Annotated in this window: 20 protein-coding genes; 8 read left to right on the forward strand and 12 right to left on the reverse strand. The window is 73.1% G+C overall.

From position 1 onward, the window contains the following. The 7 genes from CW362_RS34885 to CW362_RS34915 form a co-directional block, all read right to left on the reverse strand. A partial coding sequence (locus CW362_RS34885) for an adenosylhomocysteinase (protein WP_103553622.1) occupies positions 1 to 981 on the reverse strand: 981 nt, incomplete at its 3' end. 395 nt (positions 982 to 1,376) lie between these two features. Then, the gene (locus CW362_RS34890; protein ID WP_103553623.1) at positions 1,377 to 2,351 is read right to left on the reverse strand and encodes a cation diffusion facilitator family transporter; all 975 of its coding nucleotides are present in this window, start codon (positions 2,349 to 2,351) and stop codon (positions 1,377 to 1,379) included. A 146-nt stretch (positions 2,352 to 2,497) separates the two neighbouring features. Then, a complete protein-coding gene (gene manA, locus CW362_RS34895) occupies positions 2,498 to 3,649 on the reverse strand; it encodes a mannose-6-phosphate isomerase, class I (protein WP_103553624.1) in 1,152 nt (383 codons plus the stop codon). 128 nt (positions 3,650 to 3,777) lie between these two features. Next, entirely contained in the window at positions 3,778 to 4,905 is a 1,128-nt protein-coding gene (locus CW362_RS34900; protein ID WP_103553625.1) for an SIS domain-containing protein, read from the reverse strand. Positions 4,906 to 5,214: 309 nt separating this feature from the next. Next, positions 5,215 to 5,385 carry a Trm112 family protein gene (locus CW362_RS34905; RefSeq protein ID WP_103553626.1) on the reverse strand — a complete coding sequence of 57 codons (171 nt, stop codon included), beginning with the start codon at positions 5,383 to 5,385 and terminating at the stop codon, positions 5,215 to 5,217. A gap of 480 nt (positions 5,386 to 5,865) precedes the next feature. Continuing rightward, positions 5,866 to 7,227 (reverse strand): phosphomannomutase/phosphoglucomutase, encoded by a 1,362-nt coding sequence (locus CW362_RS34910; RefSeq protein WP_103553627.1) that lies wholly within the window; start codon positions 7,225 to 7,227, stop codon positions 5,866 to 5,868. A 382-nt stretch (positions 7,228 to 7,609) separates the two neighbouring features. Next, entirely contained in the window at positions 7,610 to 8,035 is a 426-nt protein-coding gene (locus CW362_RS34915; protein ID WP_103553639.1) for a DUF3499 domain-containing protein, read from the reverse strand. Between the two features lie 312 nt (positions 8,036 to 8,347). On the opposite strand from CW362_RS34915, the gene CW362_RS34920 reads away from it, so the two are divergent. Further along, the gene (locus CW362_RS34920; RefSeq protein WP_103553628.1) at positions 8,348 to 8,791 is read left to right on the forward strand and encodes a metallopeptidase family protein; all 444 of its coding nucleotides are present in this window, start codon (positions 8,348 to 8,350) and stop codon (positions 8,789 to 8,791) included. Between the two features lie 92 nt (positions 8,792 to 8,883). Here CW362_RS34920 and CW362_RS34925 read toward each other — a convergent pair whose 3' ends face one another. From CW362_RS34925 to CW362_RS34935, 3 genes are all read right to left on the reverse strand, one after another. Then, the gene (locus CW362_RS34925) at positions 8,884 to 10,380 is read right to left on the reverse strand and encodes a DUF5719 family protein (protein ID WP_103553629.1); all 1,497 of its coding nucleotides are present in this window, start codon (positions 10,378 to 10,380) and stop codon (positions 8,884 to 8,886) included. Then, the gene (locus CW362_RS34930; protein ID WP_103553630.1) at positions 10,377 to 14,132 is read right to left on the reverse strand and encodes a glycosyltransferase family 2 protein; all 3,756 of its coding nucleotides are present in this window, start codon (positions 14,130 to 14,132) and stop codon (positions 10,377 to 10,379) included. The genes CW362_RS34925 and CW362_RS34930 overlap by 4 nt, the downstream gene beginning before the upstream one ends. Before the next feature lie 231 nt (positions 14,133 to 14,363). Beyond that, a complete protein-coding gene (locus tag CW362_RS34935; protein WP_003975777.1) occupies positions 14,364 to 14,627 on the reverse strand; it encodes a WhiB family transcriptional regulator in 264 nt (87 codons plus the stop codon). A gap of 731 nt (positions 14,628 to 15,358) precedes the next feature. On the opposite strand from CW362_RS34935, the gene CW362_RS34945 reads away from it, so the two are divergent. The 4 genes from CW362_RS34945 to CW362_RS34960 all read left to right on the forward strand — a co-directional run bounded on the left by CW362_RS34945 (position 15,359) and on the right by CW362_RS34960 (position 19,618). Continuing rightward, positions 15,359 to 15,847 carry a cysteine dioxygenase gene (locus CW362_RS34945; protein WP_103553631.1) on the forward strand — a complete coding sequence of 163 codons (489 nt, stop codon included), beginning with the start codon at positions 15,359 to 15,361 and terminating at the stop codon, positions 15,845 to 15,847. Positions 15,848 to 15,934: 87 nt separating this feature from the next. Next, positions 15,935 to 16,918: a 2-phospho-L-lactate transferase gene (cofD, locus tag CW362_RS34950; RefSeq protein ID WP_103553632.1), complete on the forward strand. Its 984-nt coding sequence runs from the start codon at positions 15,935 to 15,937 to the stop codon at positions 16,916 to 16,918. Between the two features lie 5 nt (positions 16,919 to 16,923). Next, positions 16,924 to 18,240, forward strand: coding sequence for a coenzyme F420-0:L-glutamate ligase (locus CW362_RS34955; protein WP_162684326.1), 1,317 nt, complete (start codon positions 16,924 to 16,926; stop codon positions 18,238 to 18,240). Positions 18,241 to 18,604: 364 nt separating this feature from the next. Next, positions 18,605 to 19,618, forward strand: a complete 1,014-nt coding sequence (locus CW362_RS34960; protein WP_103553634.1) for a DNA-3-methyladenine glycosylase family protein — start codon at positions 18,605 to 18,607, stop codon at positions 19,616 to 19,618. Positions 19,619 to 19,907: 289 nt separating this feature from the next. On the opposite strand, the gene manB is transcribed toward CW362_RS34960, so the two are convergent. Together manB and CW362_RS34970 are read right to left on the reverse strand one after the other, a co-directional pair. Next, positions 19,908 to 20,990 (reverse strand): mannose-1-phosphate guanylyltransferase, encoded by a 1,083-nt coding sequence (gene manB / locus CW362_RS34965; protein WP_103553635.1) that lies wholly within the window; start codon positions 20,988 to 20,990, stop codon positions 19,908 to 19,910. A gap of 195 nt (positions 20,991 to 21,185) precedes the next feature. Continuing rightward, positions 21,186 to 22,568, reverse strand: a complete 1,383-nt coding sequence (locus CW362_RS34970) for a peptidoglycan recognition protein family protein (protein ID WP_240658188.1) — start codon at positions 22,566 to 22,568, stop codon at positions 21,186 to 21,188. 128 nt (positions 22,569 to 22,696) lie between these two features. Between CW362_RS34970 and CW362_RS34975 the strand changes: the two genes are divergently transcribed. The 3 genes from CW362_RS34975 to CW362_RS34985 all read left to right on the forward strand — a co-directional run. Beyond that, positions 22,697 to 23,452, forward strand: a complete 756-nt coding sequence (locus CW362_RS34975; RefSeq protein WP_103553637.1) for a TIGR03089 family protein — start codon at positions 22,697 to 22,699, stop codon at positions 23,450 to 23,452. A 153-nt stretch (positions 23,453 to 23,605) separates the two neighbouring features. Continuing rightward, positions 23,606 to 24,880 carry an LCP family protein gene (locus CW362_RS34980; protein ID WP_103553638.1) on the forward strand — a complete coding sequence of 425 codons (1,275 nt, stop codon included), beginning with the start codon at positions 23,606 to 23,608 and terminating at the stop codon, positions 24,878 to 24,880. Between the two features lie 245 nt (positions 24,881 to 25,125). Further along, on the forward strand, positions 25,126 to 26,841 hold a 1,716-nt coding region (locus CW362_RS34985; protein WP_103553641.1), incomplete at its 3' end, for an LCP family protein.

Consider the following 26,841-nt stretch of genomic DNA (forward strand, 5'->3'; position numbering starts at 1 on the left):
GGTGGTGATGAAGATGTCGGCCTTGTCGACGACCTCGTCCAGCGTCGTGACCTGGTAGCCGTCCATCGCCGCCTGCAGCGCGCAGATCGGGTCGATCTCGGTGATGATCACCCGGGCGCCCTGGCCGCGCAGCGACTCGGCGCAGCCCTTGCCCACGTCGCCGTAACCGCACACGACGGCGGTCTTGCCGCCGATCAGGGTGTCGGTGGCCCGGTTGATGCCGTCGATCAGCGAGTGGCGGCAGCCGTACTTGTTGTCGAACTTCGACTTGGTGACGGCGTCGTTCACGTTGATCGCCGGGAACAGCAGGGTGCCGTCACGGTGCATCTCGTACAGGCGGTGGACACCGGTGGTGGTCTCCTCCGTCACGCCGCGGATCTCCGAGGCGAGCTGGGTCCACTTCTGCGAGCCGTCCGTGATGGTGCGGTGCAGGAGTTCGAGGATGACGCGGTGCTCGTCGGACTCGGCGGTGTCGACCGAGGGGACCTTGCCGTCCTTCTCGTACTCGACGCCCTTGTGGACGAGGAGGGTGGCGTCACCACCGTCGTCGAGGATCATGTTCGGGCCGCCGGTGGGGCTGTTCGGCCAGGTCAGCGCCTGCTCCGTGCACCACCAGTACTCCTCCAGCGTCTCGCCCTTCCAGGCGAAGACCGGGATGCCCTGCGGGTTCTCGGGCGTGCCGTTCGGGCCGACCGCGACGGCGGCGGCCGCGTGGTCCTGGGTGGAGAAGATGTTGCAGGACACCCAGCGGACCTCGGCGCCCAGGGCGACCAGGGTCTCGATGAGGACGGCGGTCTGCACGGTCATGTGCAGCGAGCCCATGATCCGGGCGCCGGCCAGGGGCTGCGCCTCGGCGAACTCCTTGCGGATCGACATCAGGCCGGGCATCTCGTGCTCGGCGAGGGTGATCTCCTTGCGGCCGAAGTCGGCCAGGGAGAGGTCGGCGACCTTGAAGTCCTGTCGGCTGTCGACAGTCGTCATTGAGTGCTGCTCCTCGGTATCGGGGCGAGGTGGGTAGGGCTGTTCTGCGCGGCGGCGGCACGCACGCGTGCCCGACCGGGGCACGGACGTACACCGGCGGGACACAGGTGTGCCCGGTGCGCGCAGCGCAGTCCGTCGGAGGCCCTCTCTCCCTCGGCCGGTCCGCGGTGGGACCGCCCGACCGCCATCAGCAGCGACGTCTGGCTCAGTCACCAAGCTACACCGGTGGACCTGTCCCTCCCCAGTCCACCTCCGGACAAAGCGGCCTCCACCGGCCTGAACGGAAGGGGTCGGCGCAGGTGACGGCCGGATGAGCAGGGCTCCGGAACGCCGGAACGCCGCCGGGGCCCGCCCGAGGACTCGGGCGGGCCCCGGCGGCGCGGGAGCGGATGGGATCAGTGATCGGCCGGCGCCGGTCCGCCGGGGGTCGCGGCGGGGTCCGGGCCCTTGGCCGCCTCGGCCTCGCTGTAGATGTCCGGCTCCAGGTAGATCACCCGGGCGATCGGGACGGCGGCGCGGATGCGGGCCTCGGCGGCGTCGATCGCCTTGGCGACCTCGGCGGCCGTGTCGTCGTGCCGGACGGCGATCTTCGCGGCGACCAGCAGTTCCTCGGGGCCGAGGTGGAGCGTGCGCATGTGGATGATGCCGGTGACGGTGTCGCCGTCGACCATCGCCGCCTCGATCTTCGCGGTCTCCTCCGTACCCGCCGCCTCACCCAGCAGGAGCGACTTGGTCTCCGCGGCGAGCACCAGCGCGATCAGGATGAGCAGGACACCGATGCAGACCGTGCCGATGCCGTCCCAGACGCCGTCGCCCGTGAGCAGGGCGAGGCCGACGCCGCCGAGTGCGAGGACCAGACCGATGAGCGCGCCGAAGTCCTCCAGGAGGACGACCGGCAGTTCGGGGGCCTTGGCGCGGCGGATGAACTGGGACCAGGAGTGCGAGCCGCGCAGCTCGTTGGACTCCTTGATGGCGGTGCGGAAGGAGAAGCCCTCGGCGATGATCGCGAACACCAGGACGCCGACCGGCCAGTACCAGTGCTCGATCTCGTGCGGGTGCACGATCTTCTCGTAGCCCTCGTAGACGGCGAACATGCCACCGACGGAGAACAGGACGATCGAGACGAGGAAGGCGTAGATGTAGCGCTCGCGGCCGTAGCCGAAGGGGTGCTGCGGGGTCGCCTGGCGCTGGGCCTTCTTGCCGCCGATCAGCAGCAGCGCCTGGTTCCCGGAGTCGGCGAGCGAGTGGACGCCCTCGGCGAGCATCGAGGAGGAGCCGCTGAACGCGAACGCCACGAACTTCGATGCCGCGATCGCGAGGTTGGCGCCGAGTGCCGCCACGATCGCTTTGGTGCCGCCTGAAGCGCTCATCTGCTCCTGCTGTCCCTTCGTACGCCGTCCGGACCCGTTCGTACTCTCGTACCCCGCCCGGTCCGGACTTTGCCCGCCCTTTGCGGTGGGCCATTCTTGCAGCCCGGTCCGTGGGCGACACGCCTCAGGTGGGTGCAGTCGTCCCGTCAGGCGACCACCGTCGCACGGAAGATCGTGCCGGACCCTGACACTTCGGCCTTTTCGCCCGCCGGTACGAAGACCGAGGTGCCGGGGGTCAGCTCGATGCCGTCGGCGCGCACGGAACCCGAGGTGCAGAGCAGGATCTGCGGGGTCTCGCGGGTGAGGTCGCGCGGATCGGCGCCCTCGGCGACGACGTACCGGGAGAGGCGGAACTCGTCGATGGGGGTCGCGTAGACCTCCTCGCCGTCGGGGGACGCCTCCGGACGCAGGACGCCGGGGTCGGCCGCCTCGAAGCGGACCACGCGCAGGAGTTCGGGGACGTCGACGTGCTTGGGGGTCAGACCGCAGCGCAGGACGTTGTCGCTGTTGGCCATGATCTCGACGCCGAGGCCGTCCAGGTAGGCGTGCGGGATGCCGGCGCCGAGGTAGAGCGCCTCGCCGGGCTGGAGCCGGACGTGGTTGAGGAGCATCGCGGCGACGACTCCGGGGTCGCCCGGGTAGTGGTGGGCGAGGCCGGCGTACGGGGCGTGGTCGCCGCCGAGGCGTTCGCAGGCGGCCGTGGTCTCGGCGACCGTACGGGCCATGTCCTCGGGGTCGGCGCTCAGCACCGCCGTGAGGACCTCGCGCAGCGCCGCCTCCTCCGGGTGGGCGCGCAGCAGGTCGGCGTACGGCTTGAGGGAGTCGACCCCGAGGGCTTCGAGGAGCGCGGCCGCCTCCTCGGGGGCGCGGAAGCCGCACAGTCCGTCGAACTCGGTGAGGGCGCAGATCAGTTCGGGCTTGTGGTTGGCGTCCTTGTAGTTGCGGTGCGGGGCGTCGATCGGGACGCCCCGGCGTTCCTCGTCCTCGTAGCCCTCCCGCGCCTGTTCGAGGTCGGGGTGCACCTGGAGGGAGAGGGGGGCTCCGGCGGCGAGGAGCTTGAGGAGGAACGGCAGGCGGGGGCCGAACCTGGCGACGACGGCGCGGCCGAGTTCCCTCTCCGGGTCCTCGGCGAGGACCTCGTTGAGCGGACCGCGCCCGGTGCGCGAGGGTGCGCCCGGGTGGGCGCCCATCCACATCTCCGCCTGCGGTTCGCCCGTCGGCTCCACGCCGAGCAGCCGGGGGATGGCGGTGGTCGAACCCCAGGCGTAGGGGCGGACGGTGTTGTCGAGGCGGTCCATCGGTGTCTTCTTCTCCATACGTGCGCTGCGCGGCCCGCCGGGTGCGGGCGCCGGTCGGGAAGCGTGGTGTCAGGGGCGTGGGTCGCGGGGTCCGGCGACGGGCGCCGGGCGCGGGGTCCCGCCCAAGATCAGGCCCCCGAGGCGAGCGCCAGGTAAACGGCGGCGAAATCCGTGATGGCGATCAGCTCGGCGAGGGTCTCCAGTTCGTCGCCCTCCTCCGGTTCGAGTTCGCTGATCGCGGTGTCGTGGCTCAGGGCGAGTTCCCGGGCGGCCGGTGCGGCGCTGATCCCTCCGATGGGACGGTCGCGGAGCAGCACCACGCGCGCGTGCAGCGCCTGCGCCTCCTCGACGCGGTCCCGGAAGAAGTCGTCGGGGTCCGCGCCCGCGGCGAGCGCGCCCGCGAGCAGCACGCTGTGCGAGGCGAGCGCCTCGGGGAGTTCGGCGGTGAGCGCGGGGCGGCCGGCGAGTTCGGCGAGCGCGGCGGTGAAGCGGCGGCCGGCCGGTCCCGCCGAGGTGCCCTCCGTCCAGATCACCGGGAGCGCCTCGGCCAGATCGGCGGCGAGCGTCTTGGCGGGGTTGCTGTAGGCGGCGATGGCGGGGCCGCAGCGCTCGGCGACGCGGTCGAGGCGGTCGGCGACCTTCTGCAGCACCTGGGGCGGGGCCGAGACCAGGCCGGTGCGGTCGAGGAGGGCGAGCAGCGGGGTGAGCAGCGCCCAGAGCACGCCGGGGGCCGAGGCTCCCAGGGGCTCTTCCTGGTCGTAGGGGGCGGTCGCCATGGGGACGAAGAGGCCGTGGCTGCCCTGCACCCACTCGGCGAGGGGGGCTCCGGCGGGGGCGACGGCGGCGACGGTGCTGCCGCGCCGGTAGGCCTGCTCGATGAGCAGTTCCAGGCCGGGTTCGCTGCCGTCGGGGGTGGCGATCAGCAGGAGGTCGACGGGGCCCGCCCAGCCGGGCAGGTCCCAGCGCAGGGCGCCTCCGGCGGGGGCGACACCCGTGGGGGTGAGCCGGGTGAGGGGGCAGCTCGATCCGGCGAGGGTGCCGAGGAGTTCGGCGACGCCGGTGGCGGCCATGCCGGGGCCCGCGATCAGGACGGCACGCGGGCGGCCGTCCGGCTTCAGCTCGGAGATGCCGGCCTCGGCGGCGTGCCGGACCGCGGTGCGCACCCGGGCGCCGGCCTCGGCGGCGCCGCGGAGCAGGGCCCGCCGGTCGGCCCGGGTGAGCGCGTCGGGATCGTCGAGGAGCGATTCGTCGAGCATGGGGTCGGTAGCCTCCGATCGCCGGGGCGCTTGCGAGTGAGCCGCCGGGGTCGCTTGCACGGGGTCGCTCGCGCGAGGTGCCGAGCGGCGCTGGGTCGGACCGGGGCCGGCCGGGTGTGCGCCGGTCACCGGTCGGGACGGCCGCGTCGCCGTGGTCCGTGCGGGTGGCGGTGCCGCAGCTCGTCGTCGGGTGTCGTGGCTCGTCGTCGTGCCTGCCGCGCCGCCGGTACGCCCGTGGGCGTCGGAGGCGCCGCCGGTGCCTCGCGGAGCGGCGGTCGCGGGCCGCTGCGCGCGAGGCGGGCGCGTCGGTTACGCGGGGCGCCGGGCCTCGTCGACCAGGAGTACGGGGATGCCGTCGCGGACCGGGTAGGCGAGGCCGCAGTCCGCTCCCGTGCAGATCAGCTCGCTCTCCTGCTCCTTGAGCGGGGCGTGGCAGGCCGGGCAGGCGAGGATCTCCAGGAGGCCGGCTTCGAGCGGCATGGGGTGTCCTTCCGAAACGGTGGATGCGGCCTGGTCAGGGTACCGCTGCGGGAAGCGGGGCGCCGGGGCGCGCCCACGGTTCGTGAGGCGCGCGGAGCGGGTGCACGGGCCTCCGCGAGCGGCGTCCCCGGCCGTGTCCGCGTCCGTCCCGGCCGCCCGGCCACCGCCCGCCGGCCTCCCGTCGGCGGGCCCGGCACCCGCGGGACGCGGTGCGCGTCGGCGTTCGGCGGCCAGGTCTCCGGGGCCGTCCACGCCGCCCGGCCGCGGGCCCGGTGCGACGACTCGCCGCCCACGGCACCCCCTGGTGACGCCCCGCCCGGTGCGAGGACCTCGTCGTCGTGCGGTCGCGTCACGGGTACGGCGGTACACGGGTGGAGGCGTCCCCGGTGCACCGCGACCCGGCGCGGTGGCGCGGGGCGGGCGGGAGGCCGGGGCGGGCCGGTCCTCGGGGGCGGGGCGGGCCGGTCCGCCGGGTCGGGCTCAGCCTCTGATGATCTCCAGGACCTCGTCCCGGACCCGGGCCATCGTCGCCTCGTCGCGGGCCTCGGCGTTGAGACGGAGGAGGGGTTCGGTGTTGGAGGGGCGGACGTTGAACCAGGCGTCCCCGACGGTGACCGTCAGGCCGTCGAGCTCGTCGATGACGACGCCCTCACGGCCCTCGTAGGCGGCCCTGACGGCGGCGAGGCGGGCCGCCTGGTCGTCGACCGTGGAGTTGATCTCGCCGGAGCCCACGTAGCGGTCGTACTCCGCGACGAGCCCGGAGAGCGGGCCGTCCTGGCCGCCGAGGGCGGCGAGGACGTGGAGGGCGGCCAGCATGCCGGTGTCGGCGTTCCAGAAGTCGCGGAAGTAGTAGTGCGCGGAGTGCTCGCCGCCGAAGATCGCGCCGGAGGTGGCCATCTCGGCCTTGATGAAGGAGTGGCCGACGCGGGTGCGGACCGGGGTGCCGCCGTGCTCGCGGACGACCTCCGCGACCGACCAGGACGTGATGAGGTTGTGGATGACCGTGCCGCCGCCGTGCTTGGCCAGTTCGCGGGCGGCGACCAGCGCGGTGATCGCGGACGGGGAGACCGGCTCGCCCCGCTCGTCGACGACGAAGCAGCGGTCGGCGTCGCCGTCGAAGGCGAGGCCGAGGTCGGCGCCCTCCTCGCGGACGCGCTTCTGGAGGTCGACGATGTTCGCCGGGTCGAGCGGGTTGGCCTCGTGGTTCGGGAAGGTGCCGTCCAGTTCGAAGTACATCGGGACGAGTTCCAGCGGCAGACCGGAGAACACGGTCGGCACGGTGTGGCCGCCCATGCCGTTGCCCGCGTCGACGACGACCTTCAGGGGGCGGATCGAGGTCAGGTCGACGAGCGAGCGGAGGTAGGCCGCGTAGTCGTCGAGGGTCTCGCGCCGCGTGATCGTTCCGGGCGTGGCGTCCGAGGCCGGGGCGCCGGAGTCGAGCCAGGCTTCGGCGAGCCGGCGGATCTCGGCGAGGCCGGTGTCCTGACCGACGGGGGCCGCGCCCGCCCGGCACATCTTGATGCCGTTGTACCGGGCCGGGTTGTGCGAGGCGGTGAACATGGCGCCCGGCAGTCCGAGCGCACCCGAGGCGTAGTACAGCTGGTCCGTGGAGCACAGGCCGATCTCGGTCACGTCGGCGCCGCGGGCCGCGGCGCCGCGTGCGAAGGCGCGGGACAGGCCGGGCGACGAGGGCCGCATGTCGTGCCCGATCACGATGGCGTCCGCTCCGGTCACCTGGACGAAGGCGGCGCCGAACAGCTCCGCGAGCGGCTCGTCCCACTGGTCCGGGACCACCCCGCGTACGTCGTACGCCTTCACGAGCTGCGACAGATCAGCAGTCACGGCCAACCCTCCAGAAGTCCACTTCGGTCGTCCCAAACTACCTGTCCGGTCCGACGGCGGGCGGTACCGAGGCCGGGCGGAGAACACGCGTGACGTGCGGAACGTTCCCCCGTCGTACGGAGCGGCGGCCACGGCCGGCCCCGCGGCGCGGGTCCCGCCAAGGCGGCGCCGGTGTCGGCGAGTTGCGCGGAGGCGTGGTTCGAGACGGTGGAGTCCCGCGGCACGCGGGCGACTTGGGCGGGGCGCGCGGCCGAGGTGCCCGTCGTGCCGATGGACACCGGAGTCGCGGAGAAGGGCGCCGGGCACGGCGGGAGGAGCGGAGCGCGGCGGGAGGAGCGGGGCGCGGGCGAGGAGAACCGCGTGCGGCCGCCCGGAGCCGTGCTCAGTTGTCGGGCGAGCGCAGGATCCGCAGATGGCCGCGGCGCGCGACCTCCATCGGGTCCGCCGAGCGGGCGCTGCCGCCGGCCTCCGCCGCGCGCTTCTGCGGACGGGCCGCCTCGCGCACCGCGTTCGCCAGCGCCTCCAGATCGTCGCCGCTGGGGCGCGCGGGACCGGAGGAGTCGGCGAGGCGGACGACCTCCCAGCCGCGCGGCGCGGTGAGGCGCTCGGAGTGCTCGGCGCACAGGTCGTAGCAGTGGGGTTCGGCGTAGGTGGCGAGCGGGCCGAGGACCGCGGTCGAGTCGGCGTAGACGTACGTCAGCGTCGCGACGGCGGGACGGCCGCAAGCGGTGCGCGAACAGCGACGTACAAGGCTCACGACGTTGGACGGTACCGCACTCTTGAGCGGGCCGCGACGACTCTCCCCCAGGTCACCCCACCGTGTCGTGCTGTGAGACGCCCCACACCGCTTTCGGGGCACCGGAGCCTGACCTGGGGCGACATCGGATGCCGAGATACCGAACAGCCTTGGGTCCGGTCACCACTTGGTGCGAATCAGGTCAATTGCCATGCCGGAGACGGTCTTGGAGAGATACGGAATCGAGCTCAATCTCACCTGGAATGGTCATCAGGTGTCATCCGGAAGGCGTGCCGGGCCGGGTACCGGCGGTTCGTCCGCCCGTCGGCGACCGGGGTGTGGAGCCGGGCGGCGGGGCCGGGCGGGGACTACTCTTCACCAGTGATGGAGAACCCCGTACCGCCCCGTGCCGCAGCAGCCGGTCCCCGCCGTCGTGACCGCCACGGCAGGGGCATGCGCGGCCCCGTGGCGCCGCCCCAGGTACCGCTCGCGGCGAGCCGTGCCGAGGTCTTCGCGGACCTGGTGCAGGACTCCGTCGAGCGGCTGGAGCGACGCTGGCCGCAACTCACGGACATCGACTTCATGGTCCTCGAGGTCCCCCGCCTGGAGGGCGAGGGCTGGAACGACGAGGCGGTGCCGCTGGGCGGCACGGTCCCGGCGCGCGAGGGGCAGCCCGCGCGCGTGGTCGTCTACCGCCGTCCCATCGAGATCCGCACCAAGGGACGCGACGAGCGCGCCGCCCTGGTGCACGAGGTCGTCGTGGAACAGGTCGCGGAACTGCTGGGCCTGACGCCGGAGACGGTCGACCCGCGGTACGACGAGGACTGAGGACGGCCCGTACGCGACCGCTCCCGACCGCGCGGGCGGACCGGCCGGACCCGGGCCGAGTCGGTCGGCCCGGGCGGGTCACCGGTCCTGGATCACTGCTCCAGCACCACCGAGAGGTCCTGTTCGGCGTCCGGCACCGAGACCGTCCCGCGGTCGTCCGGGAGGTTCTGGATCGTGAAGGCGGGAACCCCCTCGTGGGTCGCCGAGAGCATCCGGGACGCGTAGACCGGACCTCCGGAGACCGGCTCGACGGTGAGGGCGTACGTGCCCTTGAGGCCGCTCGGGACGGGCGCCTCGACGTCCTGGGTGGTCCCGCCCTTGACGGTGAACGTCTTCGAGACGGCCGTACCGCCCCCGCTGCCCGCGGACGCGGTGACCTTGACCCTGGCTCCCGCCCCGGGGGCGGTCAGGGCGAGCGTGGACCCCTTGGCGCTGTTGTCCGCGACCGTCGCGCGCGCGCCGACCGGAGCGGTGGCCGGGATGAACGCGGTCTCCTGGTCGGCGCCCTTGCCGCGCACCACCCGCAGGGCGGCGACGACCGGCACGGACGAGCCGGTGGGCGCGAGCACCAGGGAGCCCGCCTCGCCGCGGGTGACGTCCCCGAGGTCGACGGCGGCGGTCATCCCGGCCTTCACGTGCAGCGTCTCGTTGCCCGCCGGGGTGATCGTCCCCGAGGGCGAGGCGAGGCGTACCTTCAGATCGGCGTCCGTGTCGCCGGGTGCGAAGACGACCAGGCGCACGGAGGTGGCGTCCTTGGGGATGCCCGGCATGACGAGACTGCCCGCGGGATCGGCGGAGGCGGTGAGCCAGTCGCCGCCCGTCTTGGCGTCCAGCGCCTGCACGGCGGCTCCGATCCGGCCGCTGCGGACCTTCACGTGCACGGTGAGATCGGCCTGCGGATCGCCGGTCAGCGTGTTCAGCAGGATCGGTTCGCTGGCGTGCGCCTGGACCGTGATCCCGTCGGCCACCGTGGACTTGAGCGTGCCGTCCTTGCCGTACAGATCGATGTCGACGACCGCCGCCGCGTCGTCCGGGTTCGTCAGGTGCACGTAATCGGTGCGCTGCGCGGCGGTGCTGACCCCGGGGAACCAGAACTCGGTGTCGGGCGCGGTGCAGTTGATGCCGAGCAGGCCGCGTCCGGCGCCCGCGGCGACCTCCGTGGTCTCCTGGACCGTCCAGCCGGGGGCGAACTTGCCGGACGCGAGGCCGACGAGCGCGGGCGCGTCGGCGCCCGAGGTGTCCCCGGCCGCCGGCTTGCCGGGCTCCTTGGGCAGCACGACGGGCTTGGCGGTCTTGGCGCCGCCCTTCTTGCCGCCGGCCCCGTCGGCCGACTCCTCGGCTGCGGCCTGGAGTTGGGCCTTGCCGCTGTCGCTCGCGCCCTCCACGACGGGCGTGAAGGACGTGTACGCGGTGTCCGCGATGTCGGAGGTGCTCGGCTGCGGGCAGAGCAGGCTGGTGCGCTCCACGGGCAGCCGGGTGGCCGTGGCGGCGGCGCCGCCGGAGGTGCCGGACGGCTCGAGGGTCGCGAACCCCGTGACGGCGGCGAGCACGGTCGTCGCGGCGATCAGGGAGAGGGTGGTGCGGTTCACTGATGGCTCCCGTCGGGGCGCTCACTGTCGGTGCCGTGCGGCTGGGTGGGGTCGTACGCCGGGTCGTAGCCCTGCTCGCCCGTCTCGTAGCCCTGGCCCCGGGAATCGAAGGGCCCGCCGTTCGCGTCGTAGCCCTGGCCGTAGTTCTGGTCGTACGCCGCCGTGCCCCCGTAGGCGTACGGGTCGTACTGGCCGCCCTGGTAGGCGTCCGCCTGGTACGGCTGCTCGTAGGTGCCCGCCGGGTACCCGCCCTGCCCCTCGTACTGCTCGCCGCCGTAGCTGTCGTACTCGGCGCTCGCGTAGCTCGGGGTGTCCCATTCGCCGTACGACTGCTGGTGCGGGACGGCGGCCGGGATCTCCCGGTCCTCGTCCTCGTCCTCGTCCTCGTCCGCATCGGCGCCGGCGCCGATGTCCGCGGGGAACTCGTCGTCGAAGTCCCGGTCCTCGTCGGACCGCGCGGCCTCCGCCTCCGCCTCGGCCTCGGCCTGGGCGCGCAGGCGGCGGGCACGGCGGCCGTCGCCCGTCATGTCCTCGGCGGTCACGGCCTGCTGCTCCTCGGGGAGGTCGTCGTCGACGTCCCGGCGCCGCCCGGGGAGGGCGAGCACCACGAGGACCAGGGCGAGGGCGCCCTGGGCCCACAGCCAGGCCGTGTGGCCCAGCGGGGCGTCGAACGTGACGTCCAGCCTGCCGCCGGCGGCGGGCAGCCGGAAGCCCTGGGCCCAGCCGTCGACCGTGGTGCGGGTGAGCGGCTTGCCGTCCAGGGTCGCCGTCCAGCCGGCGTCGGCGCTGTCGGCCAGGCGCAGGACGCGGCCGTCGCCTCCGGTGGGGATCGTGGTGTGCACCTCGACCGGACCGGCCGCGATGGACTCCGGGTCGCCGGACGCGGGCACGATCGCGGCGCGCGAGACCTGCCGGTCGACGCGCCACAGGGCGCTGCCGTCCTGCTGGCTCAGCCGGGACAGGCCCGTGGTGGCGTCCAGGACCCGGCTCACCTCGCGCGGCGCGCCCTTGCGGACCAGGACGTAACGCACCGCGAAGCCGCCGAGTTCGTCGGCCTGGTCGGCGCCGGAGCCCGCCACGAGGTTGGCGACGACCTTGTCGAGCTTCTTGTTCTCGCCGCCGGCCGAGGCGAGTTCGGCGTCCCCGAGACGGGCGCCGGAGCCGCGGACGAGGACGTAGCCGACCTCGGCGGCCGAACGGCTGTCGAGGACGAGCGTGCGGGCCTGGTCGCGGGTGCCGCTCTCCTCGGCGACGAACGCGGGCACCTGCACCGGGTCGCGGCGCTCCACGGGTCCGTCGGCGCCGCGGATGACCCACCCGGCGGCGACGAGCAGCGGGCCCGCGGCGCAGGCGAAGGCGATGAGCGCGGCCACCGGCTGGCGCCAGCCGAAGCTCTGCTCGGCCACGCGCGTGCGCGCCCCGTCGGAGCCGACGACCGCGGCGGCGAGCAGCGCGAGGCCGTACACGAGGGTCGCGGGTCCCGCCCAGGCGGAACGGTTGGACAGGACCGCGAAGACGAGTGCCACGACGGCGACGGCCCAGGCGGTCCGGATCCCCGCCTGGCGCTCGGAGCGCAGCAGGGCGGCCAGCGCGGCGAGCACGATGCCGAAGAGCATCAGCCCGCTGACGGTGCCCGGCCCGCCGGGGCTGGCGCCGAGCAGGTCGAACGCGGAGGCCGCGCCGGTGCCGTAGTCCAGACCGGCCTGCCGGAAGAAGCCGGACGGCAGCAGGGTCAGCGACCAGGGGGCGAGGACCAGCAGCGGGGTGCCGAGCTGGGCCAGGAGACGGAGCCCGTAGGCGGGGATCTCCCTGCGGCGCACCACGAGGAGCGCGACACCGAGCACCAGCGCGATGGGCCACACGATCGGGGTGAACGCCGTGGTGAACGTCAGCAGCAGGGCGTACGCCCAGGTGGCGCGCCAGCTGCCGCGTGCCCGGGAGCCGTTCGCCAGGCCGCTCGCCGCGATGCCCGCGCGCGCGATGAGCGGCAGCAGGATCGCGAGGACGGCGGTGCCGATGTGACCGCCCGCGAGCGCGCCGGTGGCGGCGGGCAGGAAGGCGTAGACGACGGACGCCCAGGCGCGCAGCAGGCGGGACTCGACGAGGGGGCGGGAGGCGAAGTACGCGGCGAAGCCGGCCAGCGGCACGGATCCGACGAGGAGCACGGTGACCGCGAGCCCGGTGGAGCCGAGGAGCGTGGAGGCCAGCAGCGCGACGAGCGCGAGGTAGGGCGGGGCGGACTGGGCTCCGCCCGCGCCGACCGGATGCCAGCCGTCGAGATAACGCGCCCACAGCTCGGAGGCGTCGGCGGGGGCGGGCAGCAGCGCGCCGCCCGCGAGGGCCCCGCCGCCGAGCAGTTGGCGGCACGCGAGGAGCGAGACGAACAGGAGCACCAGGAAGAGCATCGGGCCGGGGTTGCGCGCGATGCGCTTGATCCGGGCGAACTGCTCGATCTCCAGGAAGTCCCCGTCGTCGCCGCCCGGTCCGGACTCGACGGCGCCTCCGTGCCGTCCGGCACCCGTGGTGACGTCGGCGTCGGAGCCGCTCGTCAGACTGCCGGCGACCTGCTCGAAGGTGGCTCGCACGGTGGCGCCCGGGGGCGGGAACAGGGGCCGCAGTTCGCCCTTGTCGACCTGTGGCCGGCCGCGCCTGCGCCGCCCGGCGACGATCCGCTCGGGCCGCAGCAGGACGCTCAGGAGACCGCGGATCTCGTCGACGGCCTGTCCGGGGACCTTGCCCACGAGGTAGGCGACCGTGCGCACCAGGGTGCCGAGGACGAGACGGATCAGGATCCACGGGAGCTGCGCGGTACGGGCGTTGACCAGGAGGGTGTAGACGGCGCCCGCCTTGTCGACCCGGTGCGGGGAAGCGGCGGTGCGGCCCACGCAGTCGACGGCGCGGCGCTCGCGGGAGGCCGCCTCGGCGTGCCGTACGACGGCTTCCGGGGCGACGAGCACCCGGTGGCCCGCTGCCTGGGCGCGCCAGCACAGGTCGACGTCGTCGCGCATGAGGGGCAGTCGGCGGTCGAAGCCGCCGAGCTCCTCGAAGACATCGCGCCGGATCAGCATTCCCGCGGTGGACACGGACAGCGCGGGGTGGACGTGGTCGTGCTGTCCCTGGTCCTGCTCGCGGCGGTCCAGACCGGTCCAGCGGCGGCCGGAGTTGGCGATGGTGACGCCGACCTCGAGGAGCGCCTTGCGGTCGTACCAGCCGCGGAGCTTGGGTCCGACGACGGCCACGTCCTGGCCGAGCTCCCGCTCGTTCTCCACGACGCGCAGCAGCTGGGCCAGGGCGTCGGGCTCCGGGGCGCTGTCGTCGTGCAGCAGCCAGAGCCACTGCTCGGGCTCGCCGTGCGGGAGGTCCGGCATGTCGTAGGCGTCGTCGCGCCAGCTGCGGGTGACGGGGTCCCAGCCGCTCGGACGCTTGAGGTAGGGCAGGTCGTCCGGGGTCAGCTCGGGGGCGGTGCGGGACGCCTCCTCGACGGCCTGGCCGAAGCCCGTGCGCCGCGCCAGGTGCAGCACGCGGTCGTCGCCGAGCGCCTCGGTGAGCAGCTGGGCGGATTCGTCCGCGCTGCCGGTGTCGGCCGCCACCGCGTTCTGCACGGGGCGGTCCTGGCCGAGCAGCCCGGCGAGCGCCTGCGGCAGCCAGCGGGCGCCGTCGTGGGAGACGAGCACCGCGGTCACTACATGGCGCGGAAACTCAGGGGCGGCAGCGGCGTCGTTACTGGCTGCCGAAAGGCTGTGCACGGACATCGAGGTACGGGCCCCGGTTCGATGGACTGCGGTGGACGTCTGTGTCCGGCGGGGACAGCGGGACGTCTCGGACGAGGGCCCACACTAACGGCTGGGAAAGACGACGGTCCGCCGCCTGTGGACAACCCACGGGCGACGGACCGTTCCTTACGCGATGCTGTGTGCCGTTTGGTCGGCGGCACCCACGGGCGCGGACCGGTGTCCCGGGTCCGCTTCCCCGTGCGGCCGCTCTCAGACGGCGGCCTTCTTCAGCCGACGCCGCTCCCGCTCGGACAGACCGCCCCAGATGCCGAACCGCTCGTCGTTGGCGAGCGCGTATTCGAGGCACTCGGAGCGGACTTCACAGGCGAGGCACACCTTCTTGGCCTCGCGGGTGGAGCCGCCCTTCTCGGGAAAGAAGGACTCGGGGTCGGTCTGGGCGCACAGCGCGCGCTCCTGCCAGCCGAGTTCCTCGTCCGCGTCGTCGACCAGCAGTTGCTGCACCAGCTCGGTCATGTGCGCCCCTCGTCTGTCTTTCGCGTCCCCGTGATGCTGTCGTTACCGAGTTCGGCTGAACGACACGAGTGAAATTACAAGTGTGCCGATCCGAGCCAGTCAAGCCGAGATCTGCTATTGGGCCCCTTATTCACTCTGCGGAACCAAGGGTTTGCGGAAAGTGTTCAAATCGGCATAAACCCTGACAGCCCAAGAGGTCCAGGTCAGACGCCCACCCCCTCACGAAGGAGGACGTCCGGGTGTTCGATCTCGTTCCGACGCAGACCTCGAAGCGAATCGGATCACATTTAGATCACGGGTCCGCGGCGAGGTTTGTTCACCCGGTTGTGCGCCATGTGTCCGGGGAGCCTCCTGAACAAACCTTTCGCCTGCCAGATGAACCGGATGAGGTGAAACATCTCCCACATTCCGGACATGCAGTTGACAGTCGAGGTGTGAACCGCTCTCCTAGTGGGCATGTTCGCGAACTTGGCATCCACCTCGACCCGCACCGCCGGGTCCCTCGGTGCTGCCCACGCGCGCTGTAGCTGTTGTTGCTGTTCCAGCTGTTGAGCCTCACCGCGCTCCGGCTGCCTCGCCGCCACTGAGGCGAATCCCCGCCCCTCCACCGGGGCCACCGCCCCACCAGGGCCCCTTCCCCGCCCCCGACCCGGGCGGAATCCCCGCTCGCGACCCGGGCGGAAACGGCCAGCGACACCCCAGCACTCTCCCGCCGAGGAACCACCGCACCCATGAACAGCGACAGCGACCTCCAGATCGCCGGCGACATCCTCGAAGTCCCGCACCTGCTCCAGCCGCCGCGCGAACACCCCTCCACCGTGGCCGAGTTCGCCGGCCTGGCGCACTCCATCGCCGCCGACCGCTCCCAGTGGGAACACCTCGTCCGCTACGACGCCGCCTCACGCTGGTACCACCGGCTGCGCACGGGACCCGGCTACGAGGTGTGGCTCCTGTCCTGGGTGCCCGGACAGGGCAGCGGACTGCACGACCACGGGGGCTCCTCCGGCGTACTGACGGTCCTGGACGGCGCACTGACCGAGCGCACCGAGCGGGGCACGCGCGCCCTGGGCTCCGGCGCGCAGCGCGTGTTCGCGCCCGGCTACGTCCACGAGGTCGTCAACGACTCGCTCGAACCGGCCGTCAGCCTGCACGTCTACTACCCGGGCCTCACCGACATGCCGATGCACGCGGCGCGTTGCGCGGTCGCCGAAACCGTGTGACACGTCCGGGCCGCGGAGCGGCCCGCCGCCACCGGAGTCCCGTGACCGGCTGACACGTCGTCGTCTCCGCCTGCGAGACTGGGCCCCATGCGCATTGTGGTTCTGGCAGGCGGTATCGGTGGTGCACGGTTCCTGCGTGGTCTCCGGCAGGCCGTGCCGGACGCGGACATCACGGTCATCGGCAACACCGGGGACGACATCCACCTCTTCGGGCTGAAGGTCTGCCCGGACCTCGACACGGTGATGTACACGCTCGGCGGCGGCATCAACGAGGAACAGGGCTGGGGGCGGGCCGACGAGACCTTCCACCTGAAGGAGGAGCTCGCGGCGTACGGACTCGGGCCCGAGTGGTTCGGGCTCGGCGACCGCGACTTCGCGACGCACATCGTGCGGACGCAGATGATGGGCGCGGGCTATCCGCTCAGCGCCGTCACGGAAGCCCTGTGCGACCGGTGGAAGCCGGGCGTGCGCCTCATCCCCATGTCCGACGACCGCGTCGAGACCCATGTCGCCGTCACGCTGCCGGAGGGCGACCCGGCCGGGGCCGCGGGCGAGCGCAAGGTGATCCATTTCCAGGAGTACTGGGTCCGGCTGCGGGCCTCCGTGCCGGCCGAGGCGATCGTGCCGGTCGGCGCCGAGCAGGCGAAGCCCGCTCCCGGGGTGCTGGAGGCCATCGCCGAGGCGGACGTCGTCCTCTTCCCCCCGTCCAACCCCGTGGTCTCCGTCGGCACCATCCTCGCCGTGCCCGGCATCCGCGAGGCCATCGCCGAGGCGGGCGTGCCGGTCGTCGGCCTCTCCCCCATCGTCGGCGACGCGCCCGTGCGCGGCATGGCCGACAAGGTGCTGGCCGCGGTGGGCGTCGAGTCCACCGCCGCCGCGGTCGCCGAGCACTACGGCTCGGGCCTCCTCGACGGCTGGCTCGTCGACACGGTCGACGCCTCCGCCGTGGAGCGCGTCGAGGCGGCCGGCATCCGCTGCCGGGCCGTACCGCTGATGATGTCCGACCTCGACGCGACGGCCCGGATGGCGCGTGAGGCGCTGGCGCTGGCGGAGGAGGTGCGGACGTCGTGAGCACCGTGGACAGGGCGGTGCCCGGCGGCGCGGGCTACCGGGTCTGGGCGCTGGACGGACTTCCCGAGGTGCGTCGGGGGGACGACCTGGCGAAGCTCATCGCCGCCGCCGGGCCCGGGCTCGCCGACGGGGACGTGCTCCTCGTCACCTCCAAGATCGTGTCGAAGGCCGAGGGCCGGATCGTCGAGGCCGCCGACCGGGAGGCCGCCATCGACGCCGAGACGGTCCGGGTCGTGGCCCGGCGCGGCACGCTGCGGATCGTCGAGAACCGGCAGGGGCTCGTGATGGCCGCCGCCGGGGTCGACGCCTCCAACACCCCTTCCGGGACGGTGCTGTTGCTTCCCGAGGATCCCGACGCCTCCGCGCGGGCGATCCGCGAGGGCCTGCGGGACACCCTCGGCGTCGACGTCGGCGTCGTGATCACGGACACCTTCGGGCGGCCCTGGCGCACCGGGCTCACCGACGTCGCCATCGGCGCCGCGGGCGTCGAGGTGCTGGACGACCTGCGCGGCGGCACCGACGCGCACGGCAATCCGCTCAGCGCGACCGTCGTCGCCACGGCCGACGAACTCGCCGCCGCCGGTGACCTGGTCAAGGGCAAGGCCTCCGGGCTGCCCGTCGCCGTCGTGCGCGGGCTGGCGCACCTGGTGGCCGAGGGGGACGGCCCGGGGGCGCGGGCGCTGGTCCGCGACGCGCGTGACGACATGTTCCGGCTCGGCACCTCGGAGGCCGTGCGGGAGGCCGTGACCCAGCGGCGTACCGTACGGGCCTTCACCGACGAGCCCGTCGACCCCGGTGCCGTGCGCCGTGCGGTCGCCGCGGCGGTGACCGCTCCCGCGCCGCACCACACCACGCCCTGGCGCTTCGTGCTCCTGGAGTCGCAGGTGTCACGGACGCGACTGCTCGACGCCATGCGGGACGCCTGGATCGCGGATCTGCGGGGCGACGGGAAGAGCGAGGAGTCCGTCGCCAAGCGGGTCCGCCGGGGTGACGTGCTGCGCAACGCGCCGTACCTCGTGGTGCCGTGCCTGGTCATGGACGGTTCGCACACCTACGGCGACACCCGGCGGGACGGCGCCGAGCGCGAGATGTTCGTGGTCGCCACCGGGGCGGGCGTGCAGAACTTCCTGGTCGCGCTGGCCGGGGAGCGGCTGGGCTCCGCGTGGGTGTCGTCGACGATGTTCTGCCGTGACGTCGTACGCGAGGTGCTGGAACTGCCGGAGAACTGGGACCCGATGGGGGCCGTGGCCGTCGGGCACGCGGCGGAGGAGCCGAGGTCCCGGCCGGAACGGGACGCGGCCGCTTTCGTCGAGGTGCGGTGATCGGGCGGGGACGCCTTCACCGGGCGGGGGCGCCTTCACCGGGCGGGGGCGCCTTCACCGGGCGGGGGCGCCTTCACCGGGCGGGGGCGCCTTGACCGGGGGTGCCTTCACCGGGCGGGGGCGCCTTCACCCAGGGGGTGCCTTCACCCAGGGGGTGCCTTCACCCGGGGGGTGCCTTCACCCGGGGGGTGCCTTCACCCGGGGGCCTTGGCCGGGGGCTGCCCCGGGTGGTCGCAGGTGCCCCCCGATCGGTCCCGGGGGCTGTCGCGTCGGTCGGTTCGGGGGGCTCGTGGTGTTCGGGCACCGTGTCGGGCGGGAGCGCCTACTCTCGTAGGACAGCCCGCGTATCCCTAGGACCTCACCCGTGTCAGGACGTTTCGCTCCCCGACCGACGCGTACGACCGTGCGCGGCGGACACGCGGTGGTACCCGGCGGCGCCCCGGGCGCGGTGCCCCGTCAGAACTCCGAGCCCGGACTCGTCCGCACCTGGACGCCCGTCGGCCCGCTCGATCTCGGGCTCGTGCTCGGCCCGCTGCGGCGCGGGCCGGGCGATCCGACGTTCCGCACGACCCCCGACGGCTCCGTGTGGCGGTCCAGCCGTACGCCCGCCGGGCCCGGGACGCTGCGGGTCGCCCTGCGCGGCGGGGTGGCCCGGGGCGAGGCCTGGGGACCGGGAGCCGGATGGCTGCTCGACCGGCTCCCCGACCTGCTCGGCGCCGCCGACGACCCCGACGCCTTCGAACCACGGCACCGGCTGGTCGCGCTCGCCCGGCACCGGCGGCCCGGTCTGAGGCTGGTGCGGACGGGGCTCGTGATGGAGTCGCTGATCCCGTCCGTCCTGGAGCAGAAGGTCACCACCGACGAGGCGTACCGCGCGTGGCGCTCGCTCGTCCGGAAGTTCGGAGAGCCCGCGCCGGGGCCCGCTCCCGAGCGGATGTACGTCATGCCCGCGCCACGGACGTGGGCCCTGATCCCGTCCTGGGAGTGGCACCGGGCCGGGGTCGACGACAAACGGGCCGCCACGATCCTGCGGGCCGTACGGGTCGCGGCGCGGCTGGAGGAGGCCGTCGGGCTCGATCCCGTACAGGCTCAGCGGCGGCTGGAGCTGGTGCCCGGCATCGGGCCGTGGACGTCCGCGGAGGTCGTGCAGCGCAGTCACGGTTCCGCGGATTCCGTGACCGTGGGGGATCTGCACCTGCCGGGGATCGTGGGGTACGCGCTGGCCGGGGACCGGGACGCCGACGACTCCGTCATGCTGGAGCTGCTGGAGCCCTACGCGGGGCAGCGGCACCGGGCCGCCCGGCTGATCCTGCTCTCCGGGCGTACTCCGCCCCGGCGGGCGCCGAAGATGCCTCGCGTGGACATCGGGCTGCTCTAGGCGGACCCGGCACTCGCGTGCCCCGCGCCGCCTCCGCCCCGCCTCGCGGCACCCGTCCGTCGCCGTTCTTCCTCTGTACGGGCGGGATCTCGCCCCCTCCGCCCCTACCCTCCCCCAAGGTCTCGGCTTCTCCCCCAGCCTTCGGCCGGGAGGGACCCCCAGACCAGGGGGGACCCCCATCGTCCCCAGGGGCTCCGCCCCCGGACCCCCGCTCCTCGAACGCCGGAGGGGCTGGATTTTCCCGGCCGGGGCTGAGACTTCCCCGGCCGGGGCTGAGATCAGCGTCGGGCTACTGGTCCGAGGAGAAGCGGAGCGTGGCTCCCGGGATCCGGGCGTCGCACCAGACGCGGACTCCCTCGCGGAGTTCGTTGTCGGGGCCGACGACCGCGCCGTCGCCGATGACCGCGCCGGCCAGGACGGTGCGTTCGCCGATGTGGGCCCCGGCCCCGACGAAGGAGTCGGTGACGACGGCGCCGGGCTCGACGACGGCGCCGGCCAGGACGGTGCTGCCGGTGATCCGGGCCCCCTCGCCGATGCGGGCGCCCTCGCCGACCACCGTGCCGCCGGTGAGCTTGGCGTCGGGGGCCACGACGGCCGTGGGCAGGACCAAGCGGTCGCCGCAGCGGCCGGGGACGGCCGGGGACGGGGCGCGGCCGAGCACCAGGTCGGCGGAGCCGCGGACGAAGGCCTGGGGGGTGCCCAGGTCCAGCCAGTAGGTGGAGTCCACCATGCCCTGGAGGTGGGCGCCGGTGGCCAGGAGCTCCGGGAAGGTCTCGCGCTCGACCGAGACCGGGCGGCCCGCGGGGATCGAGTCGACGACCGAGCGGCGGAAGACGTAGGCCCCCGCGTTGATCTGGTCGGTGACGATCTCCTCGGGGCTCTGCGGCTTCTCGAGGAAGGCCGTGACGCGCCCGGTGGCGTCGGTGGGGACCAGGCCGAACGCGCGCGGGTCCTCCACCCGGGTCAGGTGCAGGGAGACGTCCGCCCCCGTCGTCTCGTGGGTCGCCACCAGCGCCCGAATGTCCAGGCCCGTGAGGATGTCGCCGTTGAAGATCAGGACCGGGTCGTCGGGACCCGAGTGCAGCCGGGACGCCACGTTGCGGATGGCTCCGCCGGTGCCCAGCGGTTCCTCCTCGGTGACGTACTCGATGTGGAGGCCCAGTGAGGAACCGTCACCGAAGTACGGCTCGAAGACCTCGGCCAGGTAGGAGGTCGCCAGCACGATGTGCTCGACACCCGCCGCGCGCGCCCGCGCCAGCTGGTGCGTGAGGAAGGGGACCCCGGCCGCCGGGACCATCGGCTTGGGCGTGCGCACCGTGAGCGGGCGCAGCCGGGTGCCTCTGCCGCCGACCAGGAGGATCGCTTCTGTCACCTGTCGTCTCTGCTTCCTGCCGGGACCGGCCGAACTGTCTTTCGGCCGGCCAGTGTATGCAGACCGTTCGATGGCGCCCTCGATGGCCGTGCGGTGTCCTTCGACGGGCCTCTGCCGCGACTTCGGGTGATCCCTGCCGGCGGCGGCCCGGCCGGTCCGCCGCCGGCAGGGCCGCTCCGGGGCCCGTCCGGCGGTCTAACGGCCCTGGTAGCGGGCCGCCGTCGTCCTGGCCGAGCCGAGCTTGCCGTAGAGGAGCCGTCCGGGGCACTCCGTGGCGAACCCGTCCCGATGGCCGGAGATCACGTTCAGTCGTACGTTCTTTCCTTTTCGGTAGAGATTGCCACCGGCCGACTTCAGGTATGTCCTGCCACGCGGATCGGCCCCGTACAGACCGAGTTTCCACGCGGTGAGCCGGGAGATGGCCTTGAGCGCCGCGTCGGTCGGTTTCGTGGCGCCGAAGCTGCCGATCACGGCGATGCCCATGCTGTTCGTGTTGAACCCGCGGGTGTGGGCGCCCATGACCGCCTTCGCGACGCCTCCGGCCCGGCCCTCGTAGATGTTCCCGCACTTGTCGACGAGGAAGTTGTAGCCGATGTCACGCCAGCCGCTGCTCACCACGTGGTAGCGGTAGATACTGCGGATGATCGAAGGGACCTGCGAACAGCTGTATTTGTTGCCCGACGCCGTGTGGTGCACGAAGGCCGCCTTGACCTTCTTCGTGTAGCGGAAGCCGCGCTCGCGCAGGTTCTCGTTCGCGCCCCAGCCGCGCCGCGTGACGATGCCGGGACGCGGGCCGATGTACGGCGCCGCGCGCCGGTCGGTCATGCCCTCGGGGAAGTACGTGCGCTCCGTCTCCTCCCGGGAGAGCGCGGGGAGCTCGGTGACTCCCGCGCCGCCCTTGCCGTCCGGCACGGCCGCGTGCAGGCTCCGGGCGCGCAGCCCCGAGGGCGCGCCCCCGGCCCGTCCGGCCGTCCGGGCGTCCGGGCCCGGGGGATCCCCTCCGGGGTCGACCAGTTCGAGGCGCAGACCGTCGGGCAGCGGTGCCTCGCTTCCGTCCCCGGAACCGTCCCCGGCGCCCTCCTCCAGGTCCCCGGTGGCGTCCCGCGCCGTCCGCTCCGCCTCGACGCGGACTTCGACGCCGTCCGAGTTCCCCACCCACAGGGGGGCGGTGGAGCCGTGCGCCCGGCGCGACGAGCCCTCGTCGGTGTCCGGGTCGGGGGCGTGCTCGTCGTTGTGGGCCTCCACCTCCTGCCAGTCCGACCAGACGCCGGTGCCGGCCTCCCGGGTGCGGACCTGGACCCGGCCGTTCAGCTCGCTGGCCGGGTCGTCCCAGACCACGCCGACCAGGGAGAACGGCCGTACGTTCCGGCGGGCGAGGCCCTGTGTCCGCGCCGTCGGGCGGAGGGAGCGTTCACGGGTGAGGGGGACGAGGGGCAGGGACTGGGTGCTGCCGGGGGCGGCGGCCTCCGATGCCGCCGTCGACGGCCCGGCCTGTGCCGGGGAGGCGGGCAGGGCGAGCGGAAGGGCGAGAGCGGCCGCGCAGGTGACGCCGACCGAGGAAGCAAGGAATCCACGCATGCTCCCGATCCTGGACATAGTCATACATATCTGTCCATCGCGGAATTGACGGACCGTCGGACGCGCTCCGCCGAACCGGTGGCGCGCCCGGCCCGTGCCGCGCGGCGCCCCCGCGTACGCTTGCGCGCGTGAAAGCCACCGACCGCACCCCTGCCGACCTGCTGCGATCCGCGCTCTCCGAGGACCCCGCACGCCCCTTGGTGACCTTCTACGACGACGAGACGGGCGAACGGGTCGAATTGTCCGTGGCCACCTTCGCCAATTGGGTGGCCAAGACCGCCAACCTGCTCCAGGGCGAGATGTCCGCCGAGCCCGGCGAGCGGGTCGCGCTCCTGCTGCCCGCGCACTGGCAGACGGCGGTGTGGCTGCTCGCCTGCTCCTCGGTGGGTGTCGTCGCGGACGTCGGCGGCGACCCTGCGGCCGCCGACCACGTCGTCGCGGGCCCCGGCCGGTTCGAGGACGGGCTCGCCTGTTCCGGTGAGCGCATCGCCCTCTCGCTCGCGCCGCTCGGCCGCCGCTTCCCGACGCCGCCCGCGGGGTACGCCGACTACGCCGTCGAGGTGCCGAGCCAGGGCGACCGTTTCGCGCCGTACGCGCCGGTCGATCCGGAGGAGTGCGCGCTGATCGTCGCGGGGGCCGCGTACACGGGGGCCGAGGTCGTGGAGCAGGCCCGCGCCGACGCCCCCGGCCTGGATCTGACCGGCCCCGGCTCGCGCATCCTGTCGGCACTGCCGTACGACACCTGGGACGGTCTGGCCGCGGGCCTGTACGCGCCGCTCGCCGCCGGCGGGTCCGTGGTGCTGTGCCGCAACGCCGGCCTGCTGGACGACGACGCGCTCGCCCGGCGGATCGAGAGCGAACGGGTGACCGCGACGGCCCGCTGAAGCCCCGTCCCGGCGGCGTTCCGGGGGCGCCCCGCGCACCGGGCGCGTCCCCCGTTCGGCCCATCACCGGCCCCCCTCGCCCGCCACGCCGGGACATGGTCGTAGGAGCAGCCAGACACGCTCGTACGCGCCATGAGGGGTGGTGGTCCCGACGTGACCGACACCGCGGGCACTCCCGCCCCGGGCCCCGAGGAGCCGGGGCGGGGAGCGTCGCCCACCGGGACCGGGGCCGTGCGCCGGCGGCGGCGCTGGCTGCGCTACACCTCGACCGCGGTGGCCGTGGTGGTCCTGGGCGCCGTGGCGGCCGGCTGGGCCGTGTACGAGAAGCTGAACGGGAACATCACGGCCGACAACGACGCCGCGGCCGAGCTCGCCCGGTACGAGAGGGAACGGCCCACCGCGCTGGTGCGCGACGCGCAGAACATCCTGCTGATCGGCTCCGACTCGCGCTCGGGCGCCGCGAACAAGAAGTACGGGCGCGACTCGGGGACGGAACGGTCCGACACCACGATCCTGCTGCACCTCTCGGCGAACCGGCACAGCGCGACCGCCATGTCGCTGCCCCGCGACCTGATGGTGGAGGTGCCGAGCTGCCGGCGCCCCGACGGGACGCGCACCGACCCGATGTTCGCGATGTTCAACTACGCCTTCGAGGTGGGCGGTTCGGCCTGCACGATCCGGACCGTCGAGAAGCTCACGGACATCCGGGTCGACCATCACATGGTGGTGGACTTCCACGGCTTCAAGGACATGGTCGACGCGGTGGACGGCGTCGAGGTGTGCCTGAGGGAGCCGATCGACGACAAGGCGGCGAAGCTGCGCCTGCCCGCGGGCAAGGTCGTGCTGAACGGCGAGCAGGCGCTCGGCTACGTGCGCGCCCGCAAGAGCATCGGCAACGGCAGCGACACCGACCGCATGGACCGCCAGCAGAAGTTCCTCGGCGCGCTGATCAACAAGGTCCGCAGCGACGACGTCCTGCTCAACCCGGCGAAGCTGTACCCGGTGCTGGACGCGGCCACCTCGTCGCTGACGACCGACCCGGGGCTCGCGAGCCTGCGCGGTCTGTACGACCTGGTCCGCGGCGTGCGTGACATCCCCACGGAGAACATCCGGTTCCTGACCGTGCCCCGGACCTCCTACGTCCTCAACGCCAACCGTGACCAGCTCGTGGAGCCCGAGGCGGCCCGGCTCTTCGCACGGCTGCGCGCGGACAGGCCCGTCGCGGTCGCGGAGGAACCGCGACGGGGGCCGGACCGGGAGCGGTCACCGCATTCCGCGACTCGGTACGGGAACGCGCCCCGCGACCACGAAGAGCAATCGGCCGGCGACGGAATGTCGACGGCAATAGGGGTCCTCCCCCTCTCCGTCACCCCCGATCCGGCTCCGACTTTCCGGGGCAGCACGGCGGCCCAGGACGCCTGCGGGTAAAGCGTGCGCCAAGGTGGGGAACAGCAGAGCTAAGAAGTCTCTGAAAATAGGGCGGATTGCCCGGTTGTAGGAACGTTGAATTTGTCACGGCCGTCGCTCCGCGCTGAACTGGGCGGATAGTGTGAGCGATCCGGTGCACCCGGCCTACGAGGTCCGTCCTGGGGGTCGCGCACTGCTTGACCGAGACCCGAGCGCCTTTGAGGGGGAAAGGCGCCGCGTGGCCCCGACGGAGGATTCAGACAACCGTGGACGCGCAAGGCCGTAGGCGGGCGGACAACATCGACCCCGCAGACCAGTGGGTGCTCAACCCGAACACCGGCGAATACGAACTGCGACTGGCCCCTTCCGGAGCGCAATCGGGCGTGCCGCGACCGCGGAGGGGTTCCCCTTCCGCCGCGACGCGCACCCGCAGCGCGCCAGGACGGGACCGCGGCGCACCGGGACGGGACCGTGAGCGCGAGGCGCCGGGACGGGACCGCGAGGCGACCGGGCCCGACGTGCCGGGACCGCGCCGTCGGCGCGCCGAGCCGCCGGAGCCCCTCCCGGGGCGGCGGCGCGGGCGCACCAAGCCGCCCAAGAAGTCGAAGGCGAAGAAGATACTGCTCTGGACCGGCGGCACCATGGCGCTGGTCCTGGTGGCCGTCTCGGGCGCCGCCTACGCCTACCTCAAGCACCTCGAGGGCAACGTCCACACCGAGGACGTCGGAGGTTCGGCCAAGGCCGGATTCAGCAAGGACGAGGCCTTCAACATCCTCATCATCGGCACCGACAAGCGCACCGGTGCGGGCAACGAGGGGTACGGCGACAAGAACAGCGTCGGGCACGCCGACACGAACATCCTGCTGCACGTCTCCAAGGACCGGACGAACGCGACCGCGATGAGCATCCCGCGCGACCTGATCGTCGACATCCCCGAGTGCAGGACGAAGCAGGAGGACGGCACCGAGAAGATCATCCGGCCCTCGGAGAACGTCCGCTTCAACACCAGCCTCGGCCAGGAGGAACGCAACCCCGGCTGCACGATGGACACGGTCAAGGCCGTCACCGGCATCACGGTCGACCACTTCATGATGGCCGACTTCAACGCCGTCAAGACGCTGACCACCGCGGTCGGCGGGGTCGACGTCTGTCTCGCCAAGGACGTCAACGACGCCGACTCGCACCTCAAGCTCTCCGCCGGCGAGCACACCATCGAGGGCGAGCAGGCCCTCGCGTTCGTGCGCACCCGGCACAGCTTCGGCAACCAGGGCGACCTCGACCGCATCAAGGTGCAGCAGCAGTTCATCGGCTCCCTGATGCGCAAGATGAGCTCCAGCGACACCCTCACCAGCCCCACCAAGCTGTACAAGCTGGCCGAGGCCGCCACCAGCGCGCTCACCGTGGACACCGGCATCGGCAAGGTCGACACGCTCAAGGACATGGCCCTGGAGCTGAAGAAGGTGCCGACGAAGAACATCACCTTCACCACGGTCCCGGTGATAGACAACCCGGCCGAGAAGGTCCACGCCACGGTCGTGGTCAACCCGAACACGGCCCCGGCGGTCTTCGACGCGATCAAGAACGACGTCTCCTTCACCGCCGTGAAGCAGAAGGAGAAGAAGGAGAAGGCCGCGGTGGCCGCCCGCCTCAAGGGCTCCCGTTCCGCCGCTTCCGACATCCGCGTCGACATCTACAACGGCGGCGCCCAGGCGGGCTCCGCACAGGAAACTCTTAACTGGCTGCAGAATGATGAGGGCGTGCTCAAGTCCAGCCAGCTGGGCAACGCCGACGCACCGCTGAGCAAGACGACCCTGGAGTACTCTCCCGACCAGGCCGACCAGGCACGCAAGCTGGCGGATCTCCTGGGTCTGTCCGGCTCGGCGATGAAGCCCGGCGAGAGCGAGAAGAACTCACAGGGGCTGCCCGCGATCGTGCTGACCCTGGGCAAGGACTTCAAGGGCGCCGGAGTGCCCTTGACCGCT

The organism is Streptomyces populi (genome assembly GCF_002911015.1).
GTDB lineage: Bacteria > Actinomycetota > Actinomycetes > Streptomycetales > Streptomycetaceae > Streptomyces > Streptomyces populi.